The sequence below is a fragment of the Streptomyces sp. NPDC058880 genome (assembly GCF_042742535.1).
Lineage (GTDB): Bacteria > Actinomycetota > Actinomycetes > Streptomycetales > Streptomycetaceae > Streptomyces.
Map to the genome: position 1 here is coordinate 39,217 of NZ_JBHYMC010000005.1, position 22,165 is coordinate 61,381.

A 22,165-nucleotide genomic window follows, 5' to 3' on the forward strand; every position below is an offset into this window, starting at 1 on the left:
GAAACTCGCCCCACTGGCACCCGTACGAGTGATCTTCGGGGACCCCGCAGGTCAGTACGCGAGCCGGCTTCCGCCACCGGGCGCGCTGCTGCTCGCCTCGACCAACGCGTCCACGACCACCTCGACATCGGGCAGCCAGAGCTTCACCCCCGCGGTCGGCGGCGGCCGCAGGCCAGGGGACTTCGGACCGGGCGGGCACTGCGGCAGCGCACGCGGTTCGCGCTCCCATCGGACGCGGCCGCCACTGGACGCGGCGGACGGCGGCAGCAGCAGGTAGCCGCCCTCACCGTGGAACCGGAGAGAGGCGGGCACGTGGTCTTTGGCGTACAGGAGTTCCCCGAGCCGCTCCAGCGAGTACGGCGCCACGAGCAGCGCCCACCGGGTCGGCGTGGCGACGACCGGCCCGAGCCTCAGGCCCTGCGCCTCCAGGCGTACGACGGCCCGCGCGGCCGCACCGGCGGGAAGGCTCACGGCGCACGGGGCGGTCCCGCCGGTCGCCAGCAGGACGGGTGCGGTGGGCCGGTTGGTCCACCACCAGGACACCATGCGGGGATCGGTGGAGGCTGCGAGCAGACCCGGGTCGAAGGGGTGGGCGCCGGGGACGACGCAGTCGGGGTCGGGACAGGCGCAGCGGGTTCCGTCCGTACCGGACCGGCCGACGCCGGGCAGGACGGGCCACTGCCATGTGGTGGCGCAGGTGAGCGCCGCTTCGGGGAGAGCGGAGGCACTGCCGCTCTCCCCCCGGTCGGGGCGCAGGGATTGCAGGCGATCGCGGAGCCGCTGGAGACGCCTTCCGAGGATCTCGCGCATGAGCGCTCGTTCCTTTCCGTTGAACGTCGAGGGCCACATCACACCATGTGATCGGTGTCTCACCACACGTACAGGTTTCGCGTCACTGTTCGCCAGGGGCAGGATCACACGGTTCGTACAGTTCTTACGGGTCCATCAAACGTCCGGCGGGGGTGGAGCGCGACCCGCGCCGACTGCCGAGACCGGCTGCCGCCGCTGAGGACGACAGACCGCGACCGAGTGGTTCCCGGTACGTCAACTGCCCTCGGCCACCACCGAGTACGTACCCGACCCCCCTGCGGAGCTCGTCCAGTCGACCTCAAAAACCGATCGCGTCCAGCTTTTTCCGGCCAAGTTCTAGCCTTGGCCCGACAGTGAGTTGCCGTCTCATGGACACCAGGATTCCCACCTGGGCAATGCTGGACATGCCTCCGTGTGTGCGTGTAGATGTGGATTCCTTGATGGCGGCGCAGCACGGTCTGGGGGTTTGCAATGCTATTTGGCGAATCGCACCAGGTGGAAAGGCGGACGCCATGAGCGCCCCGCATCTGCCGAAAGTGGCTGGAATCGATCCAGCAGTTACCACGTCACCGCACACTGCGGCACCCCCGCCCGCCCGGACCACTCCCGCGGCGGCCCCTCCGACCGCACCGGGCAGCCTCATCCAGGACCGGCTGGCAGGCATGGTCTCGGACCTCACCACCCTGCACGAGCTCACCGAGCGCCTGGCCCGCGCCGACGACCTCGACACCTCCCTCAGCGAGTTCCTGCGCGCCGGCGCCGCACTCGTCGGCGCCCGTCGCGGCCTGATCGTCCTGGAGCCCTCCGACGGGCTGGGCCCCACCGCCACCATCGGACTCGGCCTCGGACACGCCGAACTGGGCCACATCGAGACCGTGCCCCGCAGCGCGACCCGCTACGGGCGGATCCTCGACGGACTGCCCGACGCCCAGGGCGGCTCCGAAGTGCTTCCCGAACCGGACGCGCCCCCCGGGGCCGGCGGATTCGCCGCCCCCGTGGATCCCCGTCACCGCGAGGTCGCCGCCCGGCTCGGCTACGCCGCCAGCTACGCACTCCCCCTGACCGCCGAGGCCACCGGCCGACTCGGCGCCGCCGTGTGGCTCTACGACGAACAGGCCGAACCCAGCGACCGCCAGCGCGATCTGGCCGGGCTGTACGTGCGGCACGCCGCCGAGCACCTGGCCCGCATGCTGGAGGTGGAACGATCCCGCACCCGGCTGGCCACCGTCGCGGAGGAACTGCTGCCCAGCCGGCTCCCCCGGATCCCCGGGATCCAGCTCGCGGCACGCCACCACACGGGACCGCTCGGCGGGGGCGACTGGTACGACGCGCTGCCGCTGCCGGAGGGCGCCCTGGGACTGGCCGTGGGCTCCGTCACCGGATCCGGCCCGAGCGCCGTCGCCGCCATGGGACGGCTGCGCGCGTCCCTGCGCGCCTACGCCGTCATGGAGGGCGAGGATCCGGTCGCCGTCCTGTCCGACCTGGAACTGCTGCTCCGGCTGACCGAACCCGCCCGCTCGGCCACCGCGCTCTTCGCCTACTGCGAGCCCGCCGGGGGGCAGCAGAGCGACGACCGGGACAGCAAGATCATCTTGGCGGGGGCCGGACACACCCCGCCGCTCGTCGTCGGCGAGCACCGCACGGAGTACGTGGAGACCTCGCTCTCCGCCCCCCTGGGCATGTTGTCCTGCTGGGAGGCGCCGAGCATGGAGATCGAACCCGCACCCGGAGAAACGGTGCTTCTCTACACCGACGGGCTGCTCCACCACACCGGCGACCCGATGGACCGGGCCTATGCCCGTCTGCACGCGGCAGCCGCAGGGGCGCCCCGAGCCGCCCGGGAGGACCCGGAGACCCTGTGCGACCACATCCTGCGGACCGTGCTGCCCGACGGGCGGCCGGCCGACGCCCCCGAGGACATCGTGCTGCTCGCAGCCCGCTTCGAGTGATCCGCCGCGCGGCCCGGACCGTGACAACCCGCACGATCCGGACCACGCCTTCCCCGTACACGCATACGATGGGTGAGGTCCACACCCAGGTCCGTACCGTCGTAGCTGAGGAGAAGACGTGGCTGACGAGCTCACCCCGGAGACCCCGGAAGAAGAGCAGCCCAAGAAGACGCACAAGCAGCGCAAAAACGCTCTGTACCCGGGCGTCAGCGACGAACTCGCCGAGAACATGCGCACCGGCTGGGCCGACACCGAGCTGCGCGGTCTGGAGCCGATCGCGCAGGCCGCGCACACCGCGGCCCGGCGTGCCGCGCTGTCCGAGCGCTTCCCCGGTGAGCGCCTGGTCGTCCCCTCAGGCCGTCTGAAGACCCGCTCGAACGACACCGAGTACCCCTTCCGCGCTTCGACGGAGTACGCGTACCTGACCGGCGACCAGACCGAGAACGGCGTCCTGGTCATGGAGCCGGCCGGGGCGAGCGGTCACACCGCGACCATCTACCTGCTGCCGCGCTCCGACCGGGCCAACGGCGAGTTCTGGCTGTCCGGCCAGGGCGAGCTGTGGGTCGGCCGCCGCCACTCCCTCGCCGAGGCCGAGCAACTCCTCGGCATCCCGGCCCAGGACGTGCGCGAGCTCGCCGCCGCCCTCACCGAGGCCGAGGGCCCGGTCCGCGCCGTGCGCGGCCACGATGCGGTGATCGAGTCCGCCCTCACCGACAAGGTGACCAAGGAACGCGACGAGGAGCTGCGCGTCTACCTCTCCGAGGCCCGCGCCGTGAAGGACGCGTTCGAGATCGGCGAGCTGCAGAAGGCCGTCGACTCCACCGTCCGCGGCTTCGAGGACGTCGTGAAGGTTCTCGACAAGGCCGAGGCCACGTCCGAGCGCTACATCGAGGGCACCTTCTTCCTGCGCGCCCGCGTCGAGGGCAACGACGTCGGCTACGGCTCGATCTGCGCCGCCGGCGCACACGCCTGCACCCTGCACTGGGTGCGCAACGACGGGGACGTCCGCTCCGGTGACCTGCTGCTGCTGGACGCCGGTGTGGAGACCCACTCCCTCTACACCGCGGACGTCACGCGCACGCTGCCGATCAGCGGCACGTACACCGACATCCAGCGCAAGATCTACGACGCGGTCTACGCGTCCCAGGAAGCCGGCATCGCCGCGGTGAAGCCGGGCGCGAAGTTCCGCGACTTCCACGACGCCTCCCAGCACGTACTGGCCGAGAAGCTCGTCGAATGGGGGCTGCTGGAAGGCCCGGTCGAGCGTGTCCTGGAGCTCGGTCTGCAGCGCCGCTGGACCCTGCACGGAACCGGCCACATGCTCGGCATGGACGTCCACGACTGCGCGGCCGCGCGCACCGAGGCGTACGTGGACGGAACGTTGGAGCCGGGCATGTGCCTCACCGTGGAGCCGGGGCTCTACTTCCAGGCCGACGACCTGACCGTGCCCGAGGAGTACCGCGGCATCGGCGTCCGCATCGAGGACGACATCCTGGTCACCGAGGACGGCAACCGGAACCTGTCGGCCGGGCTGCCCCGCACCTCGACCGACGTCGAGGCCTGGATGGCGCGCCTGAAGGGCTGACGCCGAGCGGACCGAGGCCGCAACGGCCGAGGCCCGAAGGACCGGTGTCCGCGCCGCAGTACGTGTCGGTGGGCGGGATCTCGTACGAGGTCCCGCCCGCCGTCGTATCTACCGCCCACCGTCGTACTACGACACCTTCAGCAGCGCGTCGTCACGCCACTTCAGCATCTTGTCGAAGCTCACCACGGCGCCCCGGCCCGGCCGGTTGCGGAAGCGGACGTGATCGGAGAGCTCGGCGATCAGGTGCAGGCCCCGGCCGTGTTCGGCCAGGGCCGGTCTGCGGCAGGCCACCGTGGCGGGCGGGAATCCGGGCCCGGAGTCGGTCACCTCGATGTGGCAGCAGTCCCCGTCCAGATAGGCGGTGACGTGGTACGCCTCGGCCTCGGTCTCGTCCGGGATGTTGCCGCCCCCGCCGTGCTCCACCGCGTTCGCGCAGGCCTCGCTCAGGGCCACCGAGAGATCGAAGGAGATGTCCGCGTCCACCCCCGCGGTCTCCATCGTCCGCAGCAACAGCCGCCTAGCGAGCGACACGCTCGCGGCTTCGCGCCTCAAGTGGAGAGACCACCAGATGCTCATACGGTTACCTATTGCCGCCCGGGAGGGGCCGTAAGCGCCCCGCGGCCGTCCGAGACCTCCGTGCACACGTCCGGCGGATGCGGATCTTCCGGACCTGCCGTAAGGAAGGTGTCAGCGCAGTGCGATGATGTCCCGGCCATGTCTGACCCCCACGCGACGCACGCCGGAGCCGGCCTCCGGCTCATCCGGGCCGCGGTGTTCACCGCGGTCTGTGTCGTGCTGTCCGCGGCCGGGCACGCCCTCGCGTCCTGCGCCACCGTGCCGTGGTGGGCCCTCTGCATCGGCTTCCTCGCGGTCTTCGCCGTCGCCGCCCCGCTCGCGGGGCGCCGCCGGGCGCTGCCCGGCCTGGCCGCCGGGCTCGCCGCCGGGCAGCTCTCCTTGCACGCGCTGTTCGGCCTCGGCCAGCACAGCACCGCAGCGGTGGGGACACCCGGCGGCGCCGCTGACGGCTCCCTCGCGGAACTCGCCGCCCGGCTGGTGTGCGGGGGCAATTCCGTACCCCTGAGCCCGTCCGACGCCCGCCGGATCCTGGAATCCGCCGGCCTGGACCCGTCCGCCCTGGCCGAGCAGGCCACGGGACAGGGCCACAGCGTGCACGTGGCCCACGCCGTCACCACGGCACCCGAGACCGGCCTGCTCAGCCCGGCCATGCTGCTCGGGCACCTGCTGGCCGCACTCGTCGCCGGCTGGCTGCTCGGCCGGGGCGACGCCGCGCTCTTCCGGCTCGTCGAGCTGTCCCGGCTCACCGCCGACACGGCTCCGATGCGCTCGCTGCGCGCCGCGCTGACGTTCGTACGCGCCCTCGGCGCCGGACTCGGCGCGCCCGCCCGCACCCCGCGGACCGGCCGCCGGACCGGAAACGAGCCCGCGGCGTGCACGGGCCGGGTAGCACTCCAGCACACGGTGATCCGCCGCGGGCCGCCCGCGGCGTTCGCCCTCGCAGCCTGAAGCGGCATCCGCCTCCCCTGGGCACACAAGGGGAGCACCGGTGCCGCGTACTCCGCGCGCGCCCGTGCGCGGAGCCACCGCCGCCACTGCTTCCGTGGAGTGTTTCTGTCATGAAGACCTCTCGCGTCTCCTTCGCCGCCGCCCTCGCCGCCGGCTCCGTCCTCGTCCTCTCCGGCACCGCCTTCGCGCACGTGGGCGTGCAGCCGATCGGCGACGCCGCCAAGGGCGGGTACGCGACGCTCAACTTCAAGGTCCCCAACGAACGCGACAACGCCTCGACCACGCAGCTCGAGGTCAACTTCCCGGTCGACCAGCCCCTCACGTCCGTGATGCCGCAGGACGTCCCCGGCTGGACCGTGAACGTCGAGAGGACGAAGCTCGACAAGCCCCTGACGGTGCACGGCAAGCAGGTCAACGAGGTCGTCACCAAGGTGACCTGGTCAGGCGGCAAGATCGGTCCGGGCATGTTCCAGCAGTTCCCCGTCTCGGTCGGCAAGCTCCCGGAGAACGCCGACCAGATGGTCTTCAAGGCGATCCAGACCTACGACAACGACGAGGTCGTGCGCTGGATCGAGGAGGCCAAGGAAGGCGCCGCGGAACCGCAGACCCCGGCCCCCGTACTGAAGCTGACGGCCGCCAAGGGCGATGACCACCACGCCGGTGCCAAGGCCGACGAGGCGAAGAACGCCGACAAGGAAGCGGGCCACGGCCACGACGAGGCCTCCGCCGGCCACGGATCCGACACCACCGCCCGCGCCCTCGGCATCGCCGGCATCGTCGTCGGACTCGGCGGTGTCGCCTTCGGTATCGCCTCGCGCCGCCGCTCCGCCTGACGGGTGGCGCCCGCGGGCGCCACCGCTCCGTCCATCCCCATCCCCACATCCCCGATCCCAGGGACATTTCTCCATGCGCACCACACGTGTGACGGTCGCCGCGCTCCTCGCTGCTGCCGTACTCACCCTCACCGCCTGCGGCGGTGAACCCGCCAGGGACAACGGCGGGATCACCCAGATCTCCGGCGGCCAGGACGCAAAGAAGGCAGCCACCGTCCTGGATCGCCCCTTCACCAAGCCGGACCTCGTCCTGACGGACACCACCGGCAAGCCGTGGAACCTCCGCGAGCAGACCCAGGGCAAGCCGACGCTCATCTACTTCGGCTACACCAGCTGCCCCGACGTGTGCCCGCTGACGATGAGCAACATCGCTGTCGCCAAGAAGAACCTCGCGAAGGAGGACCAGGACAACCTCCGGGTCGTCTTCGTCACCACTGACCCCGAACGGGACACCCCTGAATCCCTCGGTGCGTGGCTCAAGGCGCAGGATCCGTCCTTTATCGGGCTCACCGGGGACTTCGCGACCATCCAGGCGGCCGCACGGACCCTCGGCATCGGCATCGATCCGGCCAAGAAGGAGGCCGACGGCAGCGTCGTCTCCATGCACGGCGCGCAGGTCATCGCGTTCTCGCCCAAGACCGACGAGGGCTACGTCCTCTACGGCGAGGGCACGACCGTCGAGGACTACGCCAAGGACCTGCCGAAGCTCGCCAAGGGGGAGAACCCGTGAACACCCGCACCGTCCGTACCCTCGCCGCCGCCCTCTCCCTGACGGCGATGCTCGCCATATCCGGCTGCTCCGGAGAATCCGAACCGAAGATGGTCGTCAAGGGCGCCTTCATGCCGCAGCCCGTGAACGACAAGATGGCCGGTGCCTTCATGGTCATCGACAACCCGAGCGAGAACCCCGACAAGCTCATCAGCGCCACTTCCCCCCTCTCCGACGATCTCCAGATCCACGAGACCAAGGACCAGAAGATGCAGCAGGTCCAGTCCATGGACGTGCCGGCGGACGGCGAGCTGAGGCTGGAGCGCGGCGGCAACCACATCATGTTCATGGGGCTCAAGAGCACTCCCAAGGTCGGCGACAAGGTCGCCGTCGAGCTCCGCTTCGAGAAGGCCGGCTCCGTCAAGGTCGAGCTGGATGTGAAGGAACGCACGTACAACGCGCAGGCTCCGACCTCCACGGCCGACCACGGCCACTGACGGACCGAGGACTGACACGCCATGACGGTCACCGCCCCCTCCGCGGCCCGCGCCCGTGCCACGGCACTCCTGCCACGGCTCGCGCTGGTCCTCGCAGCCTTGCTGGCGACCCTGTTCACCGCGGCCGCACCGGCCACGGCGCACGCCGCACTCACCGCGAGCGACCCCACGGACGGGGCGGTGGTCGCCACGGCCCCCGCCCAGGTCACGCTCTCCTTCTCGGAGCAGGTCGCCATGGGCGACGACTCGATTCGTGTCCTCGACCCCCAGGGCCGACGGGTAGACACCGGTGAACTGCGCGACATGTGCAGCGGGAACAGCATCCGCTACGGCACCGCCCTGCACTCCGGTCTACCCGACGGCACCTATACCGTCGCCTGGCAGGCCGTCTCGGCGGACAGCCACCCGGTCTCCGGCGCGTTCACCTTCTCCATTGGCGCGCCCTCGGCCACGGAGGTCTCCCTCCCCGCCACGGCAGCAGGCGGCGGGCCCGTCGGAATCGCCTACGGCATCGCCCGCTATGCCGCCTACGCCGGCTTCACCGCCCTGGTGGGCGGCGCCGCCTTCATCCTGCTGTGTTGGCGCAGGGGCGCCGCCGAACGGCCGCTCCAGAAGCTCGTCGTGCGGGCCTGGGTCACCCTGACCGCAGCCACCCTGACGATGCTGGTGCTCCGGACCCCTTACACGGGCTCCGGCCGGTTCACCGACGTCTTCGACCTGGACGGGCTCAGGGCGGTCCTGGAGACCAAGACAGGCGCCTCGCTGGTCTCCCGGCTGCTGCTGCTGGGCGCGGCAGCCCTGTTCGTCGCGGTCCTCTTCGGCGTGTTCGCGCGCCGTCTGCAGGACACCGGGACCGAGGAGGAGACCAGGGACACCAACGACCTGACCTTCGGCCTGACCATCGGCGGGGCCGTGGTCTCCGGTGGCATTGCAGCCACCTGGGCCCTCTCCGAGCACGCGTCCACCGGCATCCAGCCCGGCCTCGCCATGCCCGTCGACATCCTCCACCTGATGGCCGTGGCCACCTGGCTGGGCGGCCTCTCCGCCCTGCTCGTCGCCCTGTACAAGGTGCCCGGGATCGAGCGCTCGGCGGTCCGGCGATTCTCCCGGCTCGCCTTCGTCAGCGTGGTGGTCCTGGCCGTTACCGGCATCTACCAGGCCTGGCGGCAGACCGGCAGCTGGTCCGCCCTGACCGGCACCGAGTACGGGCGACTGCTGCTCCTCAAGGTCGCCCTGGTCGTCGTTCTCCTCGCCGTCTCCTACCTGTCACGGAAGTGGACCGCCCGGCTGGCCGAGGCTCCTGCCGCGTTCGAGGAGGCCGACGCGAAGGTGGGCGCGCGGGTAGCCGAACCCGATGATGTTTCACGTGAAACAGAGCCCACCACCACCGTCCCGGCGGACCCGGAGCGGGCCGCACAGCTCGCCCGGCAGCGCGCCGCTCTGGAGAGCGCACGCGAGAAGCGGGTACGTGACGCCGACCCGGACCGGGCGGGCCTGCGCCGCTCCGTGCTCGCCGAAGCGGCGATCGCCGTGGTCCTGCTCGTCGTGACCACGATCCTCACGAGCACCGAACCCGGACGCACCGTGGAGCAGGAGGCGTCCCGCAGCAACGCTTCCACCGCGGTCCCCGACCGCGCCGTAAAGATCACCCTGCCGTTCGACACCGGCGGTCCGACGGGCAAGGGCTCCGTCCGGTTGGAGCTCGACCCGGGCCGGGTCGGCGCCAATACGCTCCACCTCTGGGCGGACACCGGCGAGGGGCAGCCCTTCGACCTCCCCGAGATCAAGGTCGCCTTCACCCTCCCGTCCCAGGACATCGGCCCGCTGCCGGTCCTCCCCGAGCAGGCCGCCCCCGGACACTGGACCGCATCCGGTGTCCAACTGCCGCTTGCCGGCGAATGGCGCATCGATGTGACCGTCCGCACGTCCGACATTGACCAGACCACCGTCCAGAAGACCGTGAAGATCGGCTGACCAGCGTGACCGAGAGCAACCCTGACATCGAGATCTCCCGGCGCCGGCTGCTGGGCACCGTCGGCGCGGCAGGCGCGGCCGGCCTGGCCCTCGGCGGCGCGAGCGGCGCCCTCGCACACGCCTCGCTCGCCGATTCCGGCAGTGGCTCGGCGACCGGAGCGGCTGGGACCTTGTCCTCCTTGGGAGCCACCCGGGTGGCGTTCCACGGGGACCACCAGGCCGGCATCACCACGCCCCTACAGGCCAAGGGACACGTGGTCGCCTTCGACCTGGCCCCCGGAGCGGGCCGCGCCGAGGCCGCGGCGCTGCTGCGTCGCTGGTCCGACACCGCACGGCGGCTCATGGCCGGCGAGACCGCACCGACCGCCGACAGCGGTATCGCCCTCGACGCCGGGCCGTCCTCCCTCACGGTCACCTTCGGCTTCGGACACTCCTTCTTCGACCGCACGGGCCTCGGCTCCCGCCGCCCCGCCGCCCTCGACCCGCTGCCCGACTTCTCCTCCGACCGGCTCGACGCGCAGCGCAGCAACGGCGACCTGTGGGTCCAGATCGGCGCGAACGACGGACTCGTCGCCTTCCACGCCCTGCGCGCACTCCAGAAAGACGCGGGGGAAGCCGCCCGCGTCCGTTGGCAGATGAACGGCTTCAACCGGTCCCCCGGCGCGACCGACACCCCGATGACCGCCCGCAACCTCATGGGGCAGGTCGACGGCACCGGCAACCCGAAGCCCTCCGAGCCCGACTTCGACAAACGGATCTTCGTTCCCGCCGTGGGCCCCGGGCCCGCGGAGCACGCCTGGATGGGCGGAGGCTCGTACGCCGTCGTGCGGCGCATCCGCATGCTCCTCGACGACTGGGACAAACAGTCCCTCGACCAGCAGGAGCAGGTCATCGGCCGCACCAAGGCCACTGGCGCACCGCTGACGGGTGGCGGCGAGACCACCGAGATGGAGCTCGACAAGATCGGCCCCGACGGCAGGCCCGTCATCCCGTCGAACGCGCACGCCCGTATCTCGGCCCCCGAGCAGAACGGCGGGGCCGCCATGCTGCGGCGCCCCTTCTCGTTTCACGACGGAATCGGCCCCGACGGAGCTCCGGACGCCGGGCTCCTGTTCATTTGCTGGCAGGCCGACCCGCTGCGCGGCTTCGTGCCCGTACAGCGCAAGCTCGACCGCGGCGACGCGCTGTCGGCGTTCATCCGACACGAGTCCAGCGGCCTGTACGCGGTTCCGCCCGGCCCGCGCAGCGGCGAGTACGTGGGGCAGCGACTGCTCGAAGGATGAACAGCGCCGCGGTGGCCGGGACCCCGGCATTAGGCTGATCGCATGTCAGCCACCCGCTTCACGTATCTCGGTCCCGAGGGCACCTTCACCGAGGCCGCCCTGCGCACCCTGCCGGAAGCCGCGACCCGGGAGCTCGTCCCGATGGTGTCGGTCCCGGCCGCCCTGGACGCCGTGCGCAACGGCGAGGCGGCCGCCGCCCTCGTACCGATCGAGAACTCGGTGGAGGGAGGAGTCACGGCCACCCTCGACGAACTGGCCTCGGGCGAGCCGTTGATGATCTACCGCGAGGTGCTGCTGCCCATCGCGTTCGCCCTGCTGGTACGGCCGGGGACCGCCCTGTCGGACGTGAAGACGGTCACCGGGCACCCGGTCGCCCAGCCCCAGGTGCGGAACTGGCTGCGGGCGAACCTGCCCGACGCGGTATGGGAGTCGGCGGCCTCGAACGCCGATGGCGCCCGGCTGGTCCAGGAGGGACGCTTCGACGCCGCCTTCGCCGGCGAGTTCGCCGCCGCCACCTACGGCCTCGTGCCACTGGTCACCGAGATCCACGACGCGGAGAACGCCGAAACCCGGTTCGTGCTGGTGGGACGTCCCGCGCGGCCGGCCGCACCGACGGGTGCCGACAAGACGTCCGTCGTCCTGTGGCTCGGCGACGACCACCCTGGTGCGCTGCTGGAGCTCCTTCAGGAGTTCGCGGTCCGCGGGGTGAACCTGATGCTCATCCAGTCCCGTCCGACCGGACAGGGCATCGGCAACTACTGCTTCGCCGTCGACGCGGAGGGCCATATCTCGGACCGGCGGGTCAGCGAGGCGCTTATGGGCCTCAAGCGGACCTGTCCTCAGGTCCGCTTCCTCGGCTCCTACCCCCGCGCCGGTGTCGCTCAGAGTGACGTGCGGTCCCCGCGGGCCGGAACCTCCGATGGCGATTTCACGGCTGCGTCCGACTGGCTGGCACGCTGCCTCGACGGTCGGGCCTAGCGCCCCCTCTATCCACAGAGTTATCCACAGGTCGCGGCCGAGACTGGGGATAAGTCGACAGAGCGGTGCGGCAAGGTCGACAAATCGGTCAGGCAGCCCAGGTTTCGCGCCGGGAAGCGACAGGTGAACGGTGTCACCCCCGTATCGCCGATGAACACTTTGGAGCGAGCCATTCCCACCCGAATGAGTGTGTGAGGGCGGTTTGGGCCCTGATTCCCCTCAGCCATCCACCGGTCAGGAATGATCTATTCCTGTGTCCACAGCGACGGCGCACAGCCTGTGGATAAACTTCGGACGGTCACCATTCCTGTGGACAAGAACCACCTCCGGCCCTGCTCAGGGACGACTCAGGATCCGGCACGCTGCCCCTTTTCGGGGAATGCGGCCGCTTTTATTGACAGCCCGAGAAGGGCCACTTCCGGTCAGCGATCAAGACTTATCCATTCGTTGCAATCAGGACATAGCGACACGCAGCGTGATATCGGTGTGATCCAAGGAAGCCCAGCCCGGTAGCCTGGAGGGGTGATTGACCTCCGGCTGCTCCGTGAAGACCCCGACCGTGTCCGCGCCTCGCAGCGCGCTCGTGGAGAGGACGTCGACCTCGTCGACGCCCTGCTCTCCGCGGACGAGCGCCGCAGGTCCTCCGGCATGCGCTTCGACGAACTGCGCAACGAGCAGAAGTCGCTCGGCAAGCTCATCCCGAAGGCCTCCCCGGAGGAGCGGGCGGAGCTGCTGAAGAAGGCCGAACAGCTCAAGCAGGACGTCAAGGCCGCCGAGGCCGAGCAGAACGAGGCCGACGAAGCCGCGAAGCGCCTTCTCCTCCAGCTCGGCAACATCGTCCACGAGGACGTACCCGTCGGCGGCGAAGAGGACTTCACCGTCCTGGAGACGCACGGCACCATCCGCGACTTCGCCGCCGAGGGCTTCGAGCCCAAGGACCACCTGGAACTCGGCGAACTGCTGGGCGCCATCGACGTCGAGCGCGGTGCGAAGGTCTCGGGCTCGCGCTTCTACTACCTGACCGGTGTGGGCGCCCTGCTGGAGCTGGCGCTGGTCAACGCCGCGATCGCCCAGGCCACCGAGGCCGGTTTCATCCCGATGCTGACCCCGGCGCTGGTCCGCCCGCGCGCCATGGAGGGCACTGGTTTCCTCGGCCAGGCCGCGGAGAACGTCTACCACCTGGAGAAGGACGACTACTACCTGGTCGGCACTTCCGAGGTCCCGCTGGCCGCCTACCACATGGACGAGATCATCGAGGGCGACCAGCTGCCGCTGCGGTACGCCGGCTTCTCCCCCTGCTTCCGCCGTGAGGCCGGTACCTACGGCAAGGACACCCGAGGCATCTTCCGCGTCCACCAGTTCGACAAGGTCGAGATGTTCTCGTACGTCGCGCCGGAGGAGGCCGAGGCCGAGCACCAGCGGCTCCTGGAGTGGGAGAAGCAGTGGCTGACGAGCCTGGAGCTGCCGTTCCAGGTGATCGACGTCGCCACCGGCGACCTGGGCGCCTCCGCCTCGCGCAAGTTCGACTGCGAGGCATGGATCCCGACCCAGGGCAAGTACCGCGAGCTGACCTCCGCATCGAACTGTGACAGCTTCCAGGCCCGCCGCCTGTCGATCCGCTACCGCGACGGCAAGAAGACCCAGCCGCTGTCCACGCTGAACGGCACCTTGTGCGCGGTTCCGCGCACGATCGTGGCGATCCTGGAGAACCACCAGCTGGCCGACGGATCCGTTCGGGTTCCTGAGGCGCTCCGCCCGTACCTCGGCGGCCGCGAGGTCCTGGAGCCGATCAACAAGTGAGCCCGGCCCCGTTCCCCTACAAGCTCGTCGCGACCGACCTCGACGGCACGCTGCTGCGTGGCGACGACACCGTCTCGGAACGCACCCGTGAAGCCCTCGCCGCGGCCACCGCGGCGGGCGCGGCACACATCATCGTGACCGGCCGTTCGGTGCCCTGGACCCGTCACGTACTGGACGACCTCGGCTACGAGGGGATCGCCGTCTGCGGACAGGGCGCCCAGGTCTACGACGCGGGTTCGCACCGGCTCATGACCTCGGTGACGCTGGACCGGCAGCTGGCCGGGCTGGCGCTGTCGAAGCTGGAGGCTGAGGTCGGCCCGCTGGCCCTGGCAGCCAGCCGCGATGGGGTGGACGGCAAGGTCCTGTTCGGGCCCGGCTACCAGGTGCAAGAGGGGCTCCCGGCCCTCTACCTGGAGGACACCGCAGCCATGTGGACAGCTCCGCTCAACAAGCTCTACATCCAGCACCCGGAGCTGGACGACGACCAGCTCGTCAAGGTGGCCCGGGAGGCCGTGGGAAGCCTCGTCGACGTTGTCATGGCGGGGCCCGGCATCGTCGAGATACTGCCGCTGGGCCTGACGAAGGCCACCGGCCTGTCCCTGGCCGCGCGCCGGCTCGGGGTGAAGGCGACGGAGACGATCGCCTTCGGCGACATGCCGAACGACATCCCGATGTTCGGCTGGGCCGCCCACGGGGTGGCCATGGCCAACGCCCACCCGGAACTCAAGGCGGTGGCCGACGCGGTGACGACCTCCAACGAGGAGGACGGGATCGCCGTGGTGCTGGAGCGTCTGCTGGGCGCCGGATAACGCGCAGGACCTACGAAAGGTCCGGGGTGGCCCGCGCCGGAAGGCGCGCTCGAAGTGGCCGCCCCGGACCTTTCTTGTTGCTCCCCGCACTCCTTACTCTGCCCCGGCCCGAAGCCCCGTACCAGCGAATTTCCGCGCATCAGCCGTGAATCCGACGGCGCCGCCCATAGGCGACGGCCAGTGGGTGGACCCGGGGCAATGCCCCGCGAAAACGGAGGCCGACCCACCACGTTTCACGTGAAACGTGGCGGTGTTTCATCTGGAACGACGTGGCGGGTGAGCGGCCAGGACAGCAGTCCGATGGCGAGCGCTATGGCATGGCCCAGGTCGGTGAAGGTGCCTCCGGTGACGAGCGGGATCCCGAAGAAGGCGAGCACTCCGACCAGGTAAAGCCATCTCCATGGGCCGGGGAGCCGGTAGGTGAGGACACCTATTGAAGCCGCGAGGCCATAACTGACGCCGATGTCGACGACGTGAGCCATGCTGCGCGGGGCCCGGTGGTCCTGGATGGCCGTCAACAGGACCCTCTGGCTGATCAGCGTGGCGACGACATGGGCGGTGGCCACGATGACGAGCCAGCGCAAGGTGCCGAGCCAGCGTTCGACGGGTGCATGGAAGACCTCGAAGAGCGCGGCGTAGAGAGCCAGGGAAGCCGGGTTCTCGATCCAGAACGCGCTACTGAGGAGGGCACGCACGGGGTACTGGACGAGTTGGTGGATGTTGCTGCTGTTTCGGTGCAGCAGGACGCGTTCCGTCTGGTCCGGCACGATCGCGACGATGACGCTGGTCACGGCGATGATCAGCAGCCAGATGTGCGTTCCGGGCGAGGAACGTATCCAGGACCGCAGGGGCCTGGACGGCTCCGGGTCAGTGCGCTCGATCATGCACCGATGATGGCCCTCGAAACGGTGCCCCGCCTGGCCGGTGGGCCGGGCGGGGCACAGTCGGGCGAGTACTGCGGCAGGGCCTACTCCTCGCCGGCCAGTGTGAGGCGGCGCAGCTTCTGGCCTGCGTAGACGGTGGCTCCGACGGTGACCGCGACGAGCAGGACCGAGGCGGTGGGCAGGCCCACGGTGGCGTCGACATATCCCTCACCGGCGACCTTCTCGGCGAGCGCCAGGGCCCACTGCTGGACGCTGAGGGTTTTGGCACCCTCGACCAGGCTGCCGAAGAGCGACTCCCAGATCAGGGCGTAGACCAGGCCGAAGACGACGGCGTGCCGGCTGACGGTGCCCAGCAGCAGGAACAGAGCGCTGTAGGCGATCGAGGCGACGAGTGCGGCGATCGTGTAGGCCACGGCGATCTGCTGGCCATTGCCGTTGAGGATGAAGCCGGCGATCAGGGTGGGGATCGCGGAGAAGGCCATGGTGACGGCGATCGCCACGATCAGCTTGGTCATGATGATCGTCGGGCGCTTCACCGGCTTGGCCAGCAGGTAGACGATGGAACCGTCGTCGATCTCGGGACCGATGGCGCCGGTACCGGCGATCACCCCGATCAGCGGGACCATGGTGGCGAGCGCGAAACCCCCGAGCAGGTCAGCTGCGACCTTGTCGTCCAGCCCCGTGAAGGCGCGGACGGCGATGGAGATGACGATCAGCAGGGCGGGAAGGGCGAAGAGGATCAGCGCGCGGCGCCGACCGAGCAGGGCCCGGTAGGTGAGCCGGGCAACGGTGGGGTCGTACATGGGTGCCAGCTCCTTTCAGGCCGTGACGAGGTAGGAGAAGACCGACTCGAGGGACTCGTCCGAGGGCGAGACCGTCAGCAGCCGAATGCCGTGCTGTCGGGCCACCTGGGGCAGCAGCTCGGTGAACCGGCCGAAGTCGACGGCCTGGATGCGCAGCGCGCCCTCCTTCAGGTCGACCTCGATGCCGGCCGTGGAGGGATCGGCGATCAGGGCCGCGGCGAGGGACCGGTCGTCGGAGGAGCGGACGAGGTAGCGGTGCGGGCGGTCCGTCATCAGGCGGCGGATCTTGCGGAAGTCGCCGGAGGCTGCGTGCCGTCCGGCCACGACCACCTCGATGTGCGAAGCGAGCTGCTCGACCTCCTCCAGGATGTGGGAGGAGAACAGAACGGTGCGTCCTTCGTCGCCCATGCGCCGCAGCAGGTCCATCAGCTGCATCCGCTGACGAGGGTCCATGCCGTTGAACGGCTCGTCCAGGAGCAGCACGGACGGGTCGTGGACGAGAGCGGACGCCATCTTCACGCGCTGGCGCATGCCCTTGGAGTAGGTGGAGATCTTGCGGTCCTGCGCGTACTCCATCTCGACGGTGGCGAGCGCGCGCTGCGCCGCCGCGTCGTCGAGGCCGTGGAGCTCGGCGTTGGCCACGACGAACTCACGGCCGGTGAGGAAGTCGTACATCGCCTCGCGCTCGGGGACGACGCCCACCTGCCGGTAGATCTGTTCGTTGCGCCAGATCGGGGCGCCGTCGAGGGTGACGGTGCCCGTGGAGGGGGCGAGGAAGCCGCCCATCATGTTGATGAGCGTGGACTTGCCCGCGCCGTTGGGGCCCAGCAGTCCCGTGACGCCGGGGCCGACGCGCATGGTCACGTCGTTGACGGCGACGACGTTCCCGAACCAGCGGGAGGTGTGGTCGATGTCGATGGTGGTCACAGCCCGGCCTTCCGGTAGCGGGCCATCAGGGCGGCGTAGGAGCCGGCGATCAGGCCGAGGGCGACGAGCAGGTAGACGAAGCCGATGCCGGCCGAGGGGCCCTCACCGCCGGGGAAGGCGGAGCTGGCGCCGAGGAACGCGGTCTGCACGCCGTCGACCAGGGTGATCGGTGAGAACAGGCCCAGCCAGTCGATGGCTGCCGTGTTCCCGGTGCTGTAGGCGATGCCCTGCACCGCGGTGACCGCACCGTAGGGAATCAGGAGCACCGCGATGATCGCTGCGACACCGAAACCGCGGCGTGGGGTGAGCGCGGCCATCACCAGGCCGATCCCGGAGAAGAGCAGCGACAGCAGCAGAACCGACACGAGTCCTTGCCCGAATCCCTTGGTCTGGTCGGTGAAATCGAACTTCGCCAGCAGCGCGCCGATCCACATGATCAGCAGTGGCGTCGCGGTGAGGATGAACATGGCCGAGGCCATGGCCGCGTACTTGGCCACGACGTAGTCGACGCGCTCGATGGGCCGCGAGAAGTAGAGCGGGACCGTCTTGAAGCGCAGGTCGCGCGAGACGGACTGCGGCGCCTGGGAGGCAAGGTAGAGGCCGATGACCACCTGCGTGGTCAGGGCGTACGTCGTGTACTTGATCGGCAGGTCGGTGGAGCCGGGCACCGCGATGGCCACCGCGACGATGATCAGCGCGGGGACGCACATCACCGCGAAGAGCAGCATCGGGAGAACCTTGGACTTGGCCGACCGGCCGAGGCCGTAGGCGCCGCGCAGGGACTGCGAGAACAGCGACGTGCGGGCGTAGGCGCGGCCGAGCCGGGGTCCGTCGTAGGACCGGTAGCCGATGTTGTGGATCTGCGTCGACGTCTCAGGCGCCATCGGAACCGGCTCCCTTCTGCTGAGCGGTGTACACGGGCTGGTCGTTGTCGCGGAAGACCTCCGCGATGTGGTGGCGGCGCTGTTCCATGCGGACCAGGCCGACGCCCAGCTCGGCGACGGTGTCGCGAATGGTGTCGTAGGTCTGCTCGCCGGTGGCCTCGACGAGGAGGATGTGGCCGGCCCCGGGCAGACCCTGCTCCGCGCCGGCGTGCAGGGTCAGGCCCGCCTCGGTCAGCGCCTTGCGCAGGGCGGTGGTGCCGTCCGGGTGGAGGTCGGAGTCGGTGACCTCGACCGCGAGGGTCGTGGTGGTCTGGGTGAAGTCGCTGGTGGAGCTGGAGCGCAGCAGTGTGCCCCCGTCGACGACCACGACGTGGTCGCAGGTCCTCTCCAGCTCGCCGAGGAGGTGGGAGGTGACCAGGACGGAGATGCCGAAGTCGGTGTAGACCCGGCGGATCAGGCCGAGCATCTCGTCGCGGCCGACCGGGTCCAGGCCGTTGGTCGGCTCGTCGAGGAGGACCAGCTGGGGGTCGTGGACGAGAGCCTGGGCGAGCTTGACGCGCTGCTTCATGCCGGTGGAGTAGCCGCCGATGGGGCGGTACCGCTCCTCGTACAGTCCGACGTGGCGCAGGGTGTCGGCGGTGCGCTCGCGAGCCGCGGTCGGCGGCAGGCCGGACATGCGCGCCATGTGGACGACGAACTCGGTGGCCGAGACGTCGGGTGGCAGGCAGTCGTGCTCGGGCATGTACCCGACGCGTTCACGGATGGCGCTGCCATGCGTATTGACGTCGAGGCCGAGCACGGTGGCGCTGCCCTCGGTGGCGGGGGACAGTCCCAGCAGGATCTTGATCAGCGTGGACTTGCCGGCTCCGTTGGCGCCCACGAGCCCGGTCACGCCGGGGCCGATGTCCAGGGAGAGCCGGTCGAGGGCGGTCACTCGGGGGTACCGCTTGCTCAGGCTTTCAGTCGCGATGACAGTCACGGATCCGACGTTAGTGGCGGGGCTGTCGTAAGGCGTCAGACCTGGAGCTGGATCCCGTCTCCGCCTTCAGGCGTACACGCCCGTACGGGAGGTTGATATGGACCGGACAACTTTGTCCACAGGTCCGTGCACGCCCCTTGACGCGATCTCCGGGCATTGTCACATTCATCAGTGTCAACTTACGGGCATACGGCTACACGGATGGACGGGCTGACATGGCTGGGGACACCAGGCAACGCACCGCGCGGCACTCCGGACGGCTCTCCGCCGACCTGAGCGGGTTCAGGGAGGTGCAGTGCCTCGCCTACGAGTGCGCCGAGGCCGTCGCGGCCCAGCTGCGGCCCGGAGTGACCGAGCGCGAGGCCGCGCGCATGCAGCGCGAGTGGCTGCGCGACCGCGGGGTACGGGACTGGTTCCACCTGCCGTTCGCCTGGTTCGGGGACCGTACCGCCTTCGCCGGCTTCCGGATCCCGCTGCAGTTCTTCCCGACGAACCGGCGGCTGGAGCCGGGGATGCCGTTCATCCTCGACATGGCGCCGGTCCACAAGGGCTTCTCGGCGGACATCGGATACTCGGGCAGCCTCGGCCTCAATCCGGTGCAGGACCGGCTCATGTCCGATCTGCGGGCGCACCGGGCGCTCATCCTGGAGCAGGTGCGCGAGCGCCGCTCCCTGCGGGAGATCTACGAGGACGTCGAGCGGCTGATGAACCGGCAGGGGTACGCCAACCGCCACCGCGCCTACCCCTTCGGCGTGATCGCCCACAAGATCGACCGGGTCGAGCAGCGGCGCTGGTCGCCGACGCTGTTCGGGTTCGGCGCCCAGTCCCTCAAGGGACTGGCCGGTGACGCGCTGCACGGACACCGTGAGGGCTGGTCCCCGCTATGGAGCCCCTACCGCTTCTCCGACCATCCGCCGCAGCCCGGCCTGTGGGCGGTGGAACCACATCTGGGCTTCCGGGGCACCGGCGCGAAGTTCGAGGAGATCCTCGTGGTCACCGACTCGCGGGACCCGCAGGAGAGCGCGTTCTGGCTCGACGACGATCTGCCGCACGTGCGGCGCTGGGCCGAGGAGGAGAAGGCAGCATGAGCGGCATGAGCGGCATGAGCCGAACAGGAGCGGGGGAGCTCCCGCGTGCGCGGGAGCGCTGGGTGCGCAGCGGCGGGGTCGAACTGTGCGTAGTCGAACTCGGCGAGAAGGGCCGCCCGACCGTGCTGCTGGTGCACGGCTACCCGGACAGCAAGGAGGTCTGGACCGAGGTCGCCGAGCGGCTCGCGACCCGCTTCCACGTCGTGCTCTACGACGTACGCGGCCATGGCCGCTCCACCGCGCCGGAGCCGCTGCGCGGGGGCTTCACCCTGGAGAAGCTGACCGACGACTTCCTGGCGGTGGCGGACGCGGTCAGTCCGGACCGGCCGGTGCACCTCGTCGGCCACGACTGGGGTTCGGTGCAGGGCTGGGAGTTCGCGACGGTCGGCCGTACGGAGGGGCGGATCGCCTCCTTCACCTCGATGTCGGGTCCCTCCCTGGACCACTTCGGACACTGGATCAAGAAGCGCATGTCGCGGCCGACTCCGCGGGCGGCGGCGCAGCTCCTCGGGCAGGGCGCCAAGTCCTGGTACGTCTACCTGCTGCACACGCCCGTGCTGCCGGAGCTCGCCTGGCGCGGGCCGCTCGGCAAGAGGTGGCCCGGGATGCTGCAGCGCGTCGAGAAGGTCCCGGCCGGCTCCTACCCGACGGCCTCGTTGTCCTCGGACGCGGCGCACGGTGCCTGGCTCTACCGCGACAACGTGCGCCCGAGGCTGCGCCGGCCGCGCTCGGACGCCTACGCCCACGTACCGGTCCAGCTGATCACCCCGACCGGGGACGCGTTCCTGTCCGAGCGGCTCTACGACGGCCTGGAGCGCTGGGCACCGGACCTGCTGCGGCGGACCCTGCCCGCCAAGCACTGGATTCCGCGGACCAGGCCCGACCAACTGGCCTCCTGGATCGCGGAGTTCGTCACGGCCCGGGAGGAGCCGGCCGCGCGGGCACCCGAGCGGAGGGCTCCGGCCCGGTACGCCGACCGCTTCGGCGGCCAGTTGGTCCTGGTCACCGGAGCGGCCAGCGGCATCGGCCGGGCCACCGCCTTCGCCTTCGCCGAGGCGGGAGCACGCGTGGTGGCGGTGGACCGGGACGCGGAGGGCGCGGCACGCACGGCCGACATGGCCCGCCTCGTCGGTGCCTCCGACGCCTGGGCGGAGTGTGTGGACGTGGGCGACGAGCAGGCGATGGAGAAGCTGGCGGCGAAGGTCGCCGCCGAGTACGGAATCGTCGATGTCCTGGTCAACAACGCCGGGATCGGCCTGTCCGGGGCCTTCCTCGACACCACGGCCGAGGACTGGAAGAAGGTCCTGGACGTCAACCTGTGGGGGGTCATCCACGGGTGCCGGATCTTCGGGAAGCAGATGGCGGAGCGCGGTCAGGGCGGGCACATCGTCAACACCGCCTCGGCCGCTGCCTATCTGCCCTCCCGCACCCTGCCCGCCTACAGCACCTCGAAGGCCGCGGTGCTGATGCTGTCGGAGTGCCTGCGCGCGGAGCTCGCCCCGAAGTCCATCGGCGTCTCCGCGATCTGCCCCGGCATCGTCAACACCAACATCACCGCCACCTCGCGCTTCGCCGGGGTGGACGAGGCCGAGGAGAAGCGCCGCCAGGAACGCTCCTCGCGGCTCTACGGCCTGCGCAACTTCCCACCGGAGAAGGTCGCCGAGGCGATCCTGGGGGCCGTGGTCCGCAACGAGGCGGTCGTGCCGGTCACACCCGAGTCGAAGGGCGCCCTGTGGATGTCCCGCTTCGCCCCGCGCACCCTGCGGCGCATCGCACGGCTGGAGCCCCGGCTGTGAGCGCGGGCCGGAGAGAGCCCGGCACGGCCATACCCCGCTCCCGCCGGCGGTCG

Annotated in this window: 20 protein-coding genes; 13 read left to right on the plus strand and 7 right to left on the minus strand. The window is 70.3% G+C overall.

The features are described 5' to 3' along the window. Positions 1-51: 51 nt before the first annotated feature. Complete coding sequence (locus ACFW2G_RS04790; RefSeq protein ID WP_384580970.1) at positions 52-810, minus strand: bifunctional DNA primase/polymerase; 759 nt, start codon at positions 808-810, stop codon at positions 52-54. Between the two features lie 395 nt (positions 811-1,205). On the opposite strand from ACFW2G_RS04790, the gene ACFW2G_RS04795 reads away from it, so the two are divergent. Continuing rightward, complete coding sequence (locus ACFW2G_RS04795; protein ID WP_384445857.1) at positions 1,206-2,759, plus strand: PP2C family protein-serine/threonine phosphatase; 1,554 nt, start codon at positions 1,206-1,208, stop codon at positions 2,757-2,759. Positions 2,760-2,877: 118 nt separating this feature from the next. Continuing rightward, complete coding sequence (locus tag ACFW2G_RS04800; RefSeq protein WP_384445807.1) at positions 2,878-4,344, plus strand: aminopeptidase P family protein; 1,467 nt, start codon at positions 2,878-2,880, stop codon at positions 4,342-4,344. A gap of 126 nt (positions 4,345-4,470) precedes the next feature. Here ACFW2G_RS04800 and ACFW2G_RS04805 read toward each other — a convergent pair whose 3' ends face one another. Next, a complete protein-coding gene (locus tag ACFW2G_RS04805; protein ID WP_384580972.1) occupies positions 4,471-4,920 on the minus strand; it encodes an ATP-binding protein in 450 nt (149 codons plus the stop codon). A gap of 138 nt (positions 4,921-5,058) precedes the next feature. Here ACFW2G_RS04805 and ACFW2G_RS04810 point away from each other — a divergent pair, with 138 nt between their 5' ends. From ACFW2G_RS04810 to ACFW2G_RS04850, 9 genes are all read left to right on the plus strand, one after another. Continuing rightward, a complete protein-coding gene (locus tag ACFW2G_RS04810) occupies positions 5,059-5,868 on the plus strand; it encodes a hypothetical protein (RefSeq protein ID WP_384445811.1) in 810 nt (269 codons plus the stop codon). 110 nt (positions 5,869-5,978) lie between these two features. Then, the gene (locus ACFW2G_RS04815) at positions 5,979-6,701 is read left to right on the plus strand and encodes a YcnI family protein (protein ID WP_037920249.1); all 723 of its coding nucleotides are present in this window, start codon (positions 5,979-5,981) and stop codon (positions 6,699-6,701) included. A gap of 73 nt (positions 6,702-6,774) precedes the next feature. Further along, on the plus strand, positions 6,775-7,431 hold the full coding sequence (locus tag ACFW2G_RS04820) for an SCO family protein (RefSeq protein ID WP_037920252.1): 657 nt from the start codon (positions 6,775-6,777) through the stop codon (positions 7,429-7,431). Beyond that, positions 7,428-7,907 (plus strand): copper chaperone PCu(A)C, encoded by a 480-nt coding sequence (locus ACFW2G_RS04825; RefSeq protein ID WP_037920254.1) that lies wholly within the window; start codon positions 7,428-7,430, stop codon positions 7,905-7,907. The genes ACFW2G_RS04820 and ACFW2G_RS04825 overlap by 4 nt, the downstream gene beginning before the upstream one ends. Before the next feature lie 21 nt (positions 7,908-7,928). Continuing rightward, positions 7,929-9,881: a copper resistance CopC/CopD family protein gene (locus ACFW2G_RS04830; RefSeq protein WP_384580974.1), complete on the plus strand. Its 1,953-nt coding sequence runs from the start codon at positions 7,929-7,931 to the stop codon at positions 9,879-9,881. Beyond that, a complete protein-coding gene (gene efeB, locus ACFW2G_RS04835) occupies positions 9,878-11,164 on the plus strand; it encodes an iron uptake transporter deferrochelatase/peroxidase subunit (protein WP_370466687.1) in 1,287 nt (428 codons plus the stop codon). Before ACFW2G_RS04830 ends, efeB begins: the two co-directional genes overlap by 4 nt. A 42-nt stretch (positions 11,165-11,206) precedes the next feature. Beyond that, positions 11,207-12,142, plus strand: coding sequence for a prephenate dehydratase (gene pheA / locus ACFW2G_RS04840; protein WP_037920260.1), 936 nt, complete (start codon positions 11,207-11,209; stop codon positions 12,140-12,142). A gap of 522 nt (positions 12,143-12,664) precedes the next feature. Beyond that, positions 12,665-13,942 carry a serine--tRNA ligase gene (gene serS / locus ACFW2G_RS04845; protein WP_384445815.1) on the plus strand — a complete coding sequence of 426 codons (1,278 nt, stop codon included), beginning with the start codon at positions 12,665-12,667 and terminating at the stop codon, positions 13,940-13,942. Continuing rightward, complete coding sequence (locus tag ACFW2G_RS04850; protein WP_037920265.1) at positions 13,939-14,751, plus strand: HAD family hydrolase; 813 nt, start codon at positions 13,939-13,941, stop codon at positions 14,749-14,751. Before serS ends, ACFW2G_RS04850 begins: the two co-directional genes overlap by 4 nt. 233 nt (positions 14,752-14,984) lie before the next feature. Here ACFW2G_RS04850 and ACFW2G_RS04855 read toward each other — a convergent pair whose 3' ends face one another. The 5 genes from ACFW2G_RS04855 to ACFW2G_RS04875 all read right to left on the minus strand — a co-directional run bounded on the left by ACFW2G_RS04855 (position 14,985) and on the right by ACFW2G_RS04875 (position 19,228). Continuing rightward, positions 14,985-15,635, minus strand: a complete 651-nt coding sequence (locus tag ACFW2G_RS04855) for a rhomboid-like protein (RefSeq protein ID WP_384445819.1) — start codon at positions 15,633-15,635, stop codon at positions 14,985-14,987. Positions 15,636-15,718: 83 nt separating this feature from the next. After that, positions 15,719-16,438 (minus strand): ABC transporter permease, encoded by a 720-nt coding sequence (locus ACFW2G_RS04860; RefSeq protein ID WP_037920269.1) that lies wholly within the window; start codon positions 16,436-16,438, stop codon positions 15,719-15,721. Positions 16,439-16,453: 15 nt separating this feature from the next. Continuing rightward, the gene (locus ACFW2G_RS04865; protein ID WP_037920272.1) at positions 16,454-17,365 is read right to left on the minus strand and encodes an ABC transporter ATP-binding protein; all 912 of its coding nucleotides are present in this window, start codon (positions 17,363-17,365) and stop codon (positions 16,454-16,456) included. Next, positions 17,362-18,249: an ABC transporter permease subunit gene (locus ACFW2G_RS04870; protein WP_037920274.1), complete on the minus strand. Its 888-nt coding sequence runs from the start codon at positions 18,247-18,249 to the stop codon at positions 17,362-17,364. The genes ACFW2G_RS04865 and ACFW2G_RS04870 overlap by 4 nt, the downstream gene beginning before the upstream one ends. Next, positions 18,239-19,228, minus strand: a complete 990-nt coding sequence (locus ACFW2G_RS04875; RefSeq protein ID WP_078556253.1) for an ABC transporter ATP-binding protein — start codon at positions 19,226-19,228, stop codon at positions 18,239-18,241. Before ACFW2G_RS04875 ends, ACFW2G_RS04870 begins: the two co-directional genes overlap by 11 nt. 215 nt (positions 19,229-19,443) lie before the next feature. Here ACFW2G_RS04875 and ACFW2G_RS04880 point away from each other — a divergent pair, with 215 nt between their 5' ends. Next, positions 19,444-20,316, plus strand: coding sequence for a M24 family metallopeptidase (locus ACFW2G_RS04880; RefSeq protein WP_384580976.1), 873 nt, complete (start codon positions 19,444-19,446; stop codon positions 20,314-20,316). A gap of 5 nt (positions 20,317-20,321) precedes the next feature. After that, on the plus strand, positions 20,322-22,112 hold the full coding sequence (locus tag ACFW2G_RS04885; protein WP_384581026.1) for an SDR family oxidoreductase: 1,791 nt from the start codon (positions 20,322-20,324) through the stop codon (positions 22,110-22,112). Positions 22,113-22,165: the final 53 nt, after the last annotated feature.

What these genes read in the sequence shown, in the direction of transcription:
- ACFW2G_RS04790 (WP_384580970.1), bottom strand. Translation starts at nt 810, where the DNA reads ATGCGCGAGATCCTCGGAAGGCGTCTCCAGCGGCTCCGCGATCGCCTG.
- ACFW2G_RS04795 (WP_384445857.1), top strand. Translation starts at nt 1,206, where the DNA reads ATGCTGGACATGCCTCCGTGTGTGCGTGTAGATGTGGATTCCTTGATG.
- ACFW2G_RS04805 (WP_384580972.1), bottom strand. Translation starts at nt 4,920, where the DNA reads ATGAGCATCTGGTGGTCTCTCCACTTGAGGCGCGAAGCCGCGAGCGTG.
- ACFW2G_RS04810 (WP_384445811.1), top strand. Translation starts at nt 5,059, where the DNA reads ATGTCTGACCCCCACGCGACGCACGCCGGAGCCGGCCTCCGGCTCATC.
- ACFW2G_RS04815 (WP_037920249.1), top strand. Translation starts at nt 5,979, where the DNA reads ATGAAGACCTCTCGCGTCTCCTTCGCCGCCGCCCTCGCCGCCGGCTCC.
- ACFW2G_RS04820 (WP_037920252.1), top strand. Translation starts at nt 6,775, where the DNA reads ATGCGCACCACACGTGTGACGGTCGCCGCGCTCCTCGCTGCTGCCGTA.
- ACFW2G_RS04830 (WP_384580974.1), top strand. Translation starts at nt 7,929, where the DNA reads ATGACGGTCACCGCCCCCTCCGCGGCCCGCGCCCGTGCCACGGCACTC.
- pheA (WP_037920260.1), top strand. Translation starts at nt 11,207, where the DNA reads ATGTCAGCCACCCGCTTCACGTATCTCGGTCCCGAGGGCACCTTCACC.
- ACFW2G_RS04855 (WP_384445819.1), bottom strand. Translation starts at nt 15,635, where the DNA reads ATGATCGAGCGCACTGACCCGGAGCCGTCCAGGCCCCTGCGGTCCTGG.
- ACFW2G_RS04860 (WP_037920269.1), bottom strand. Translation starts at nt 16,438, where the DNA reads ATGTACGACCCCACCGTTGCCCGGCTCACCTACCGGGCCCTGCTCGGT.
- ACFW2G_RS04870 (WP_037920274.1), bottom strand. Translation starts at nt 18,249, where the DNA reads ATGGCGCCTGAGACGTCGACGCAGATCCACAACATCGGCTACCGGTCC.
- ACFW2G_RS04880 (WP_384580976.1), top strand. Translation starts at nt 19,444, where the DNA reads ATGGCTGGGGACACCAGGCAACGCACCGCGCGGCACTCCGGACGGCTC.
- ACFW2G_RS04885 (WP_384581026.1), top strand. Translation starts at nt 20,322, where the DNA reads ATGAGCGGCATGAGCCGAACAGGAGCGGGGGAGCTCCCGCGTGCGCGG.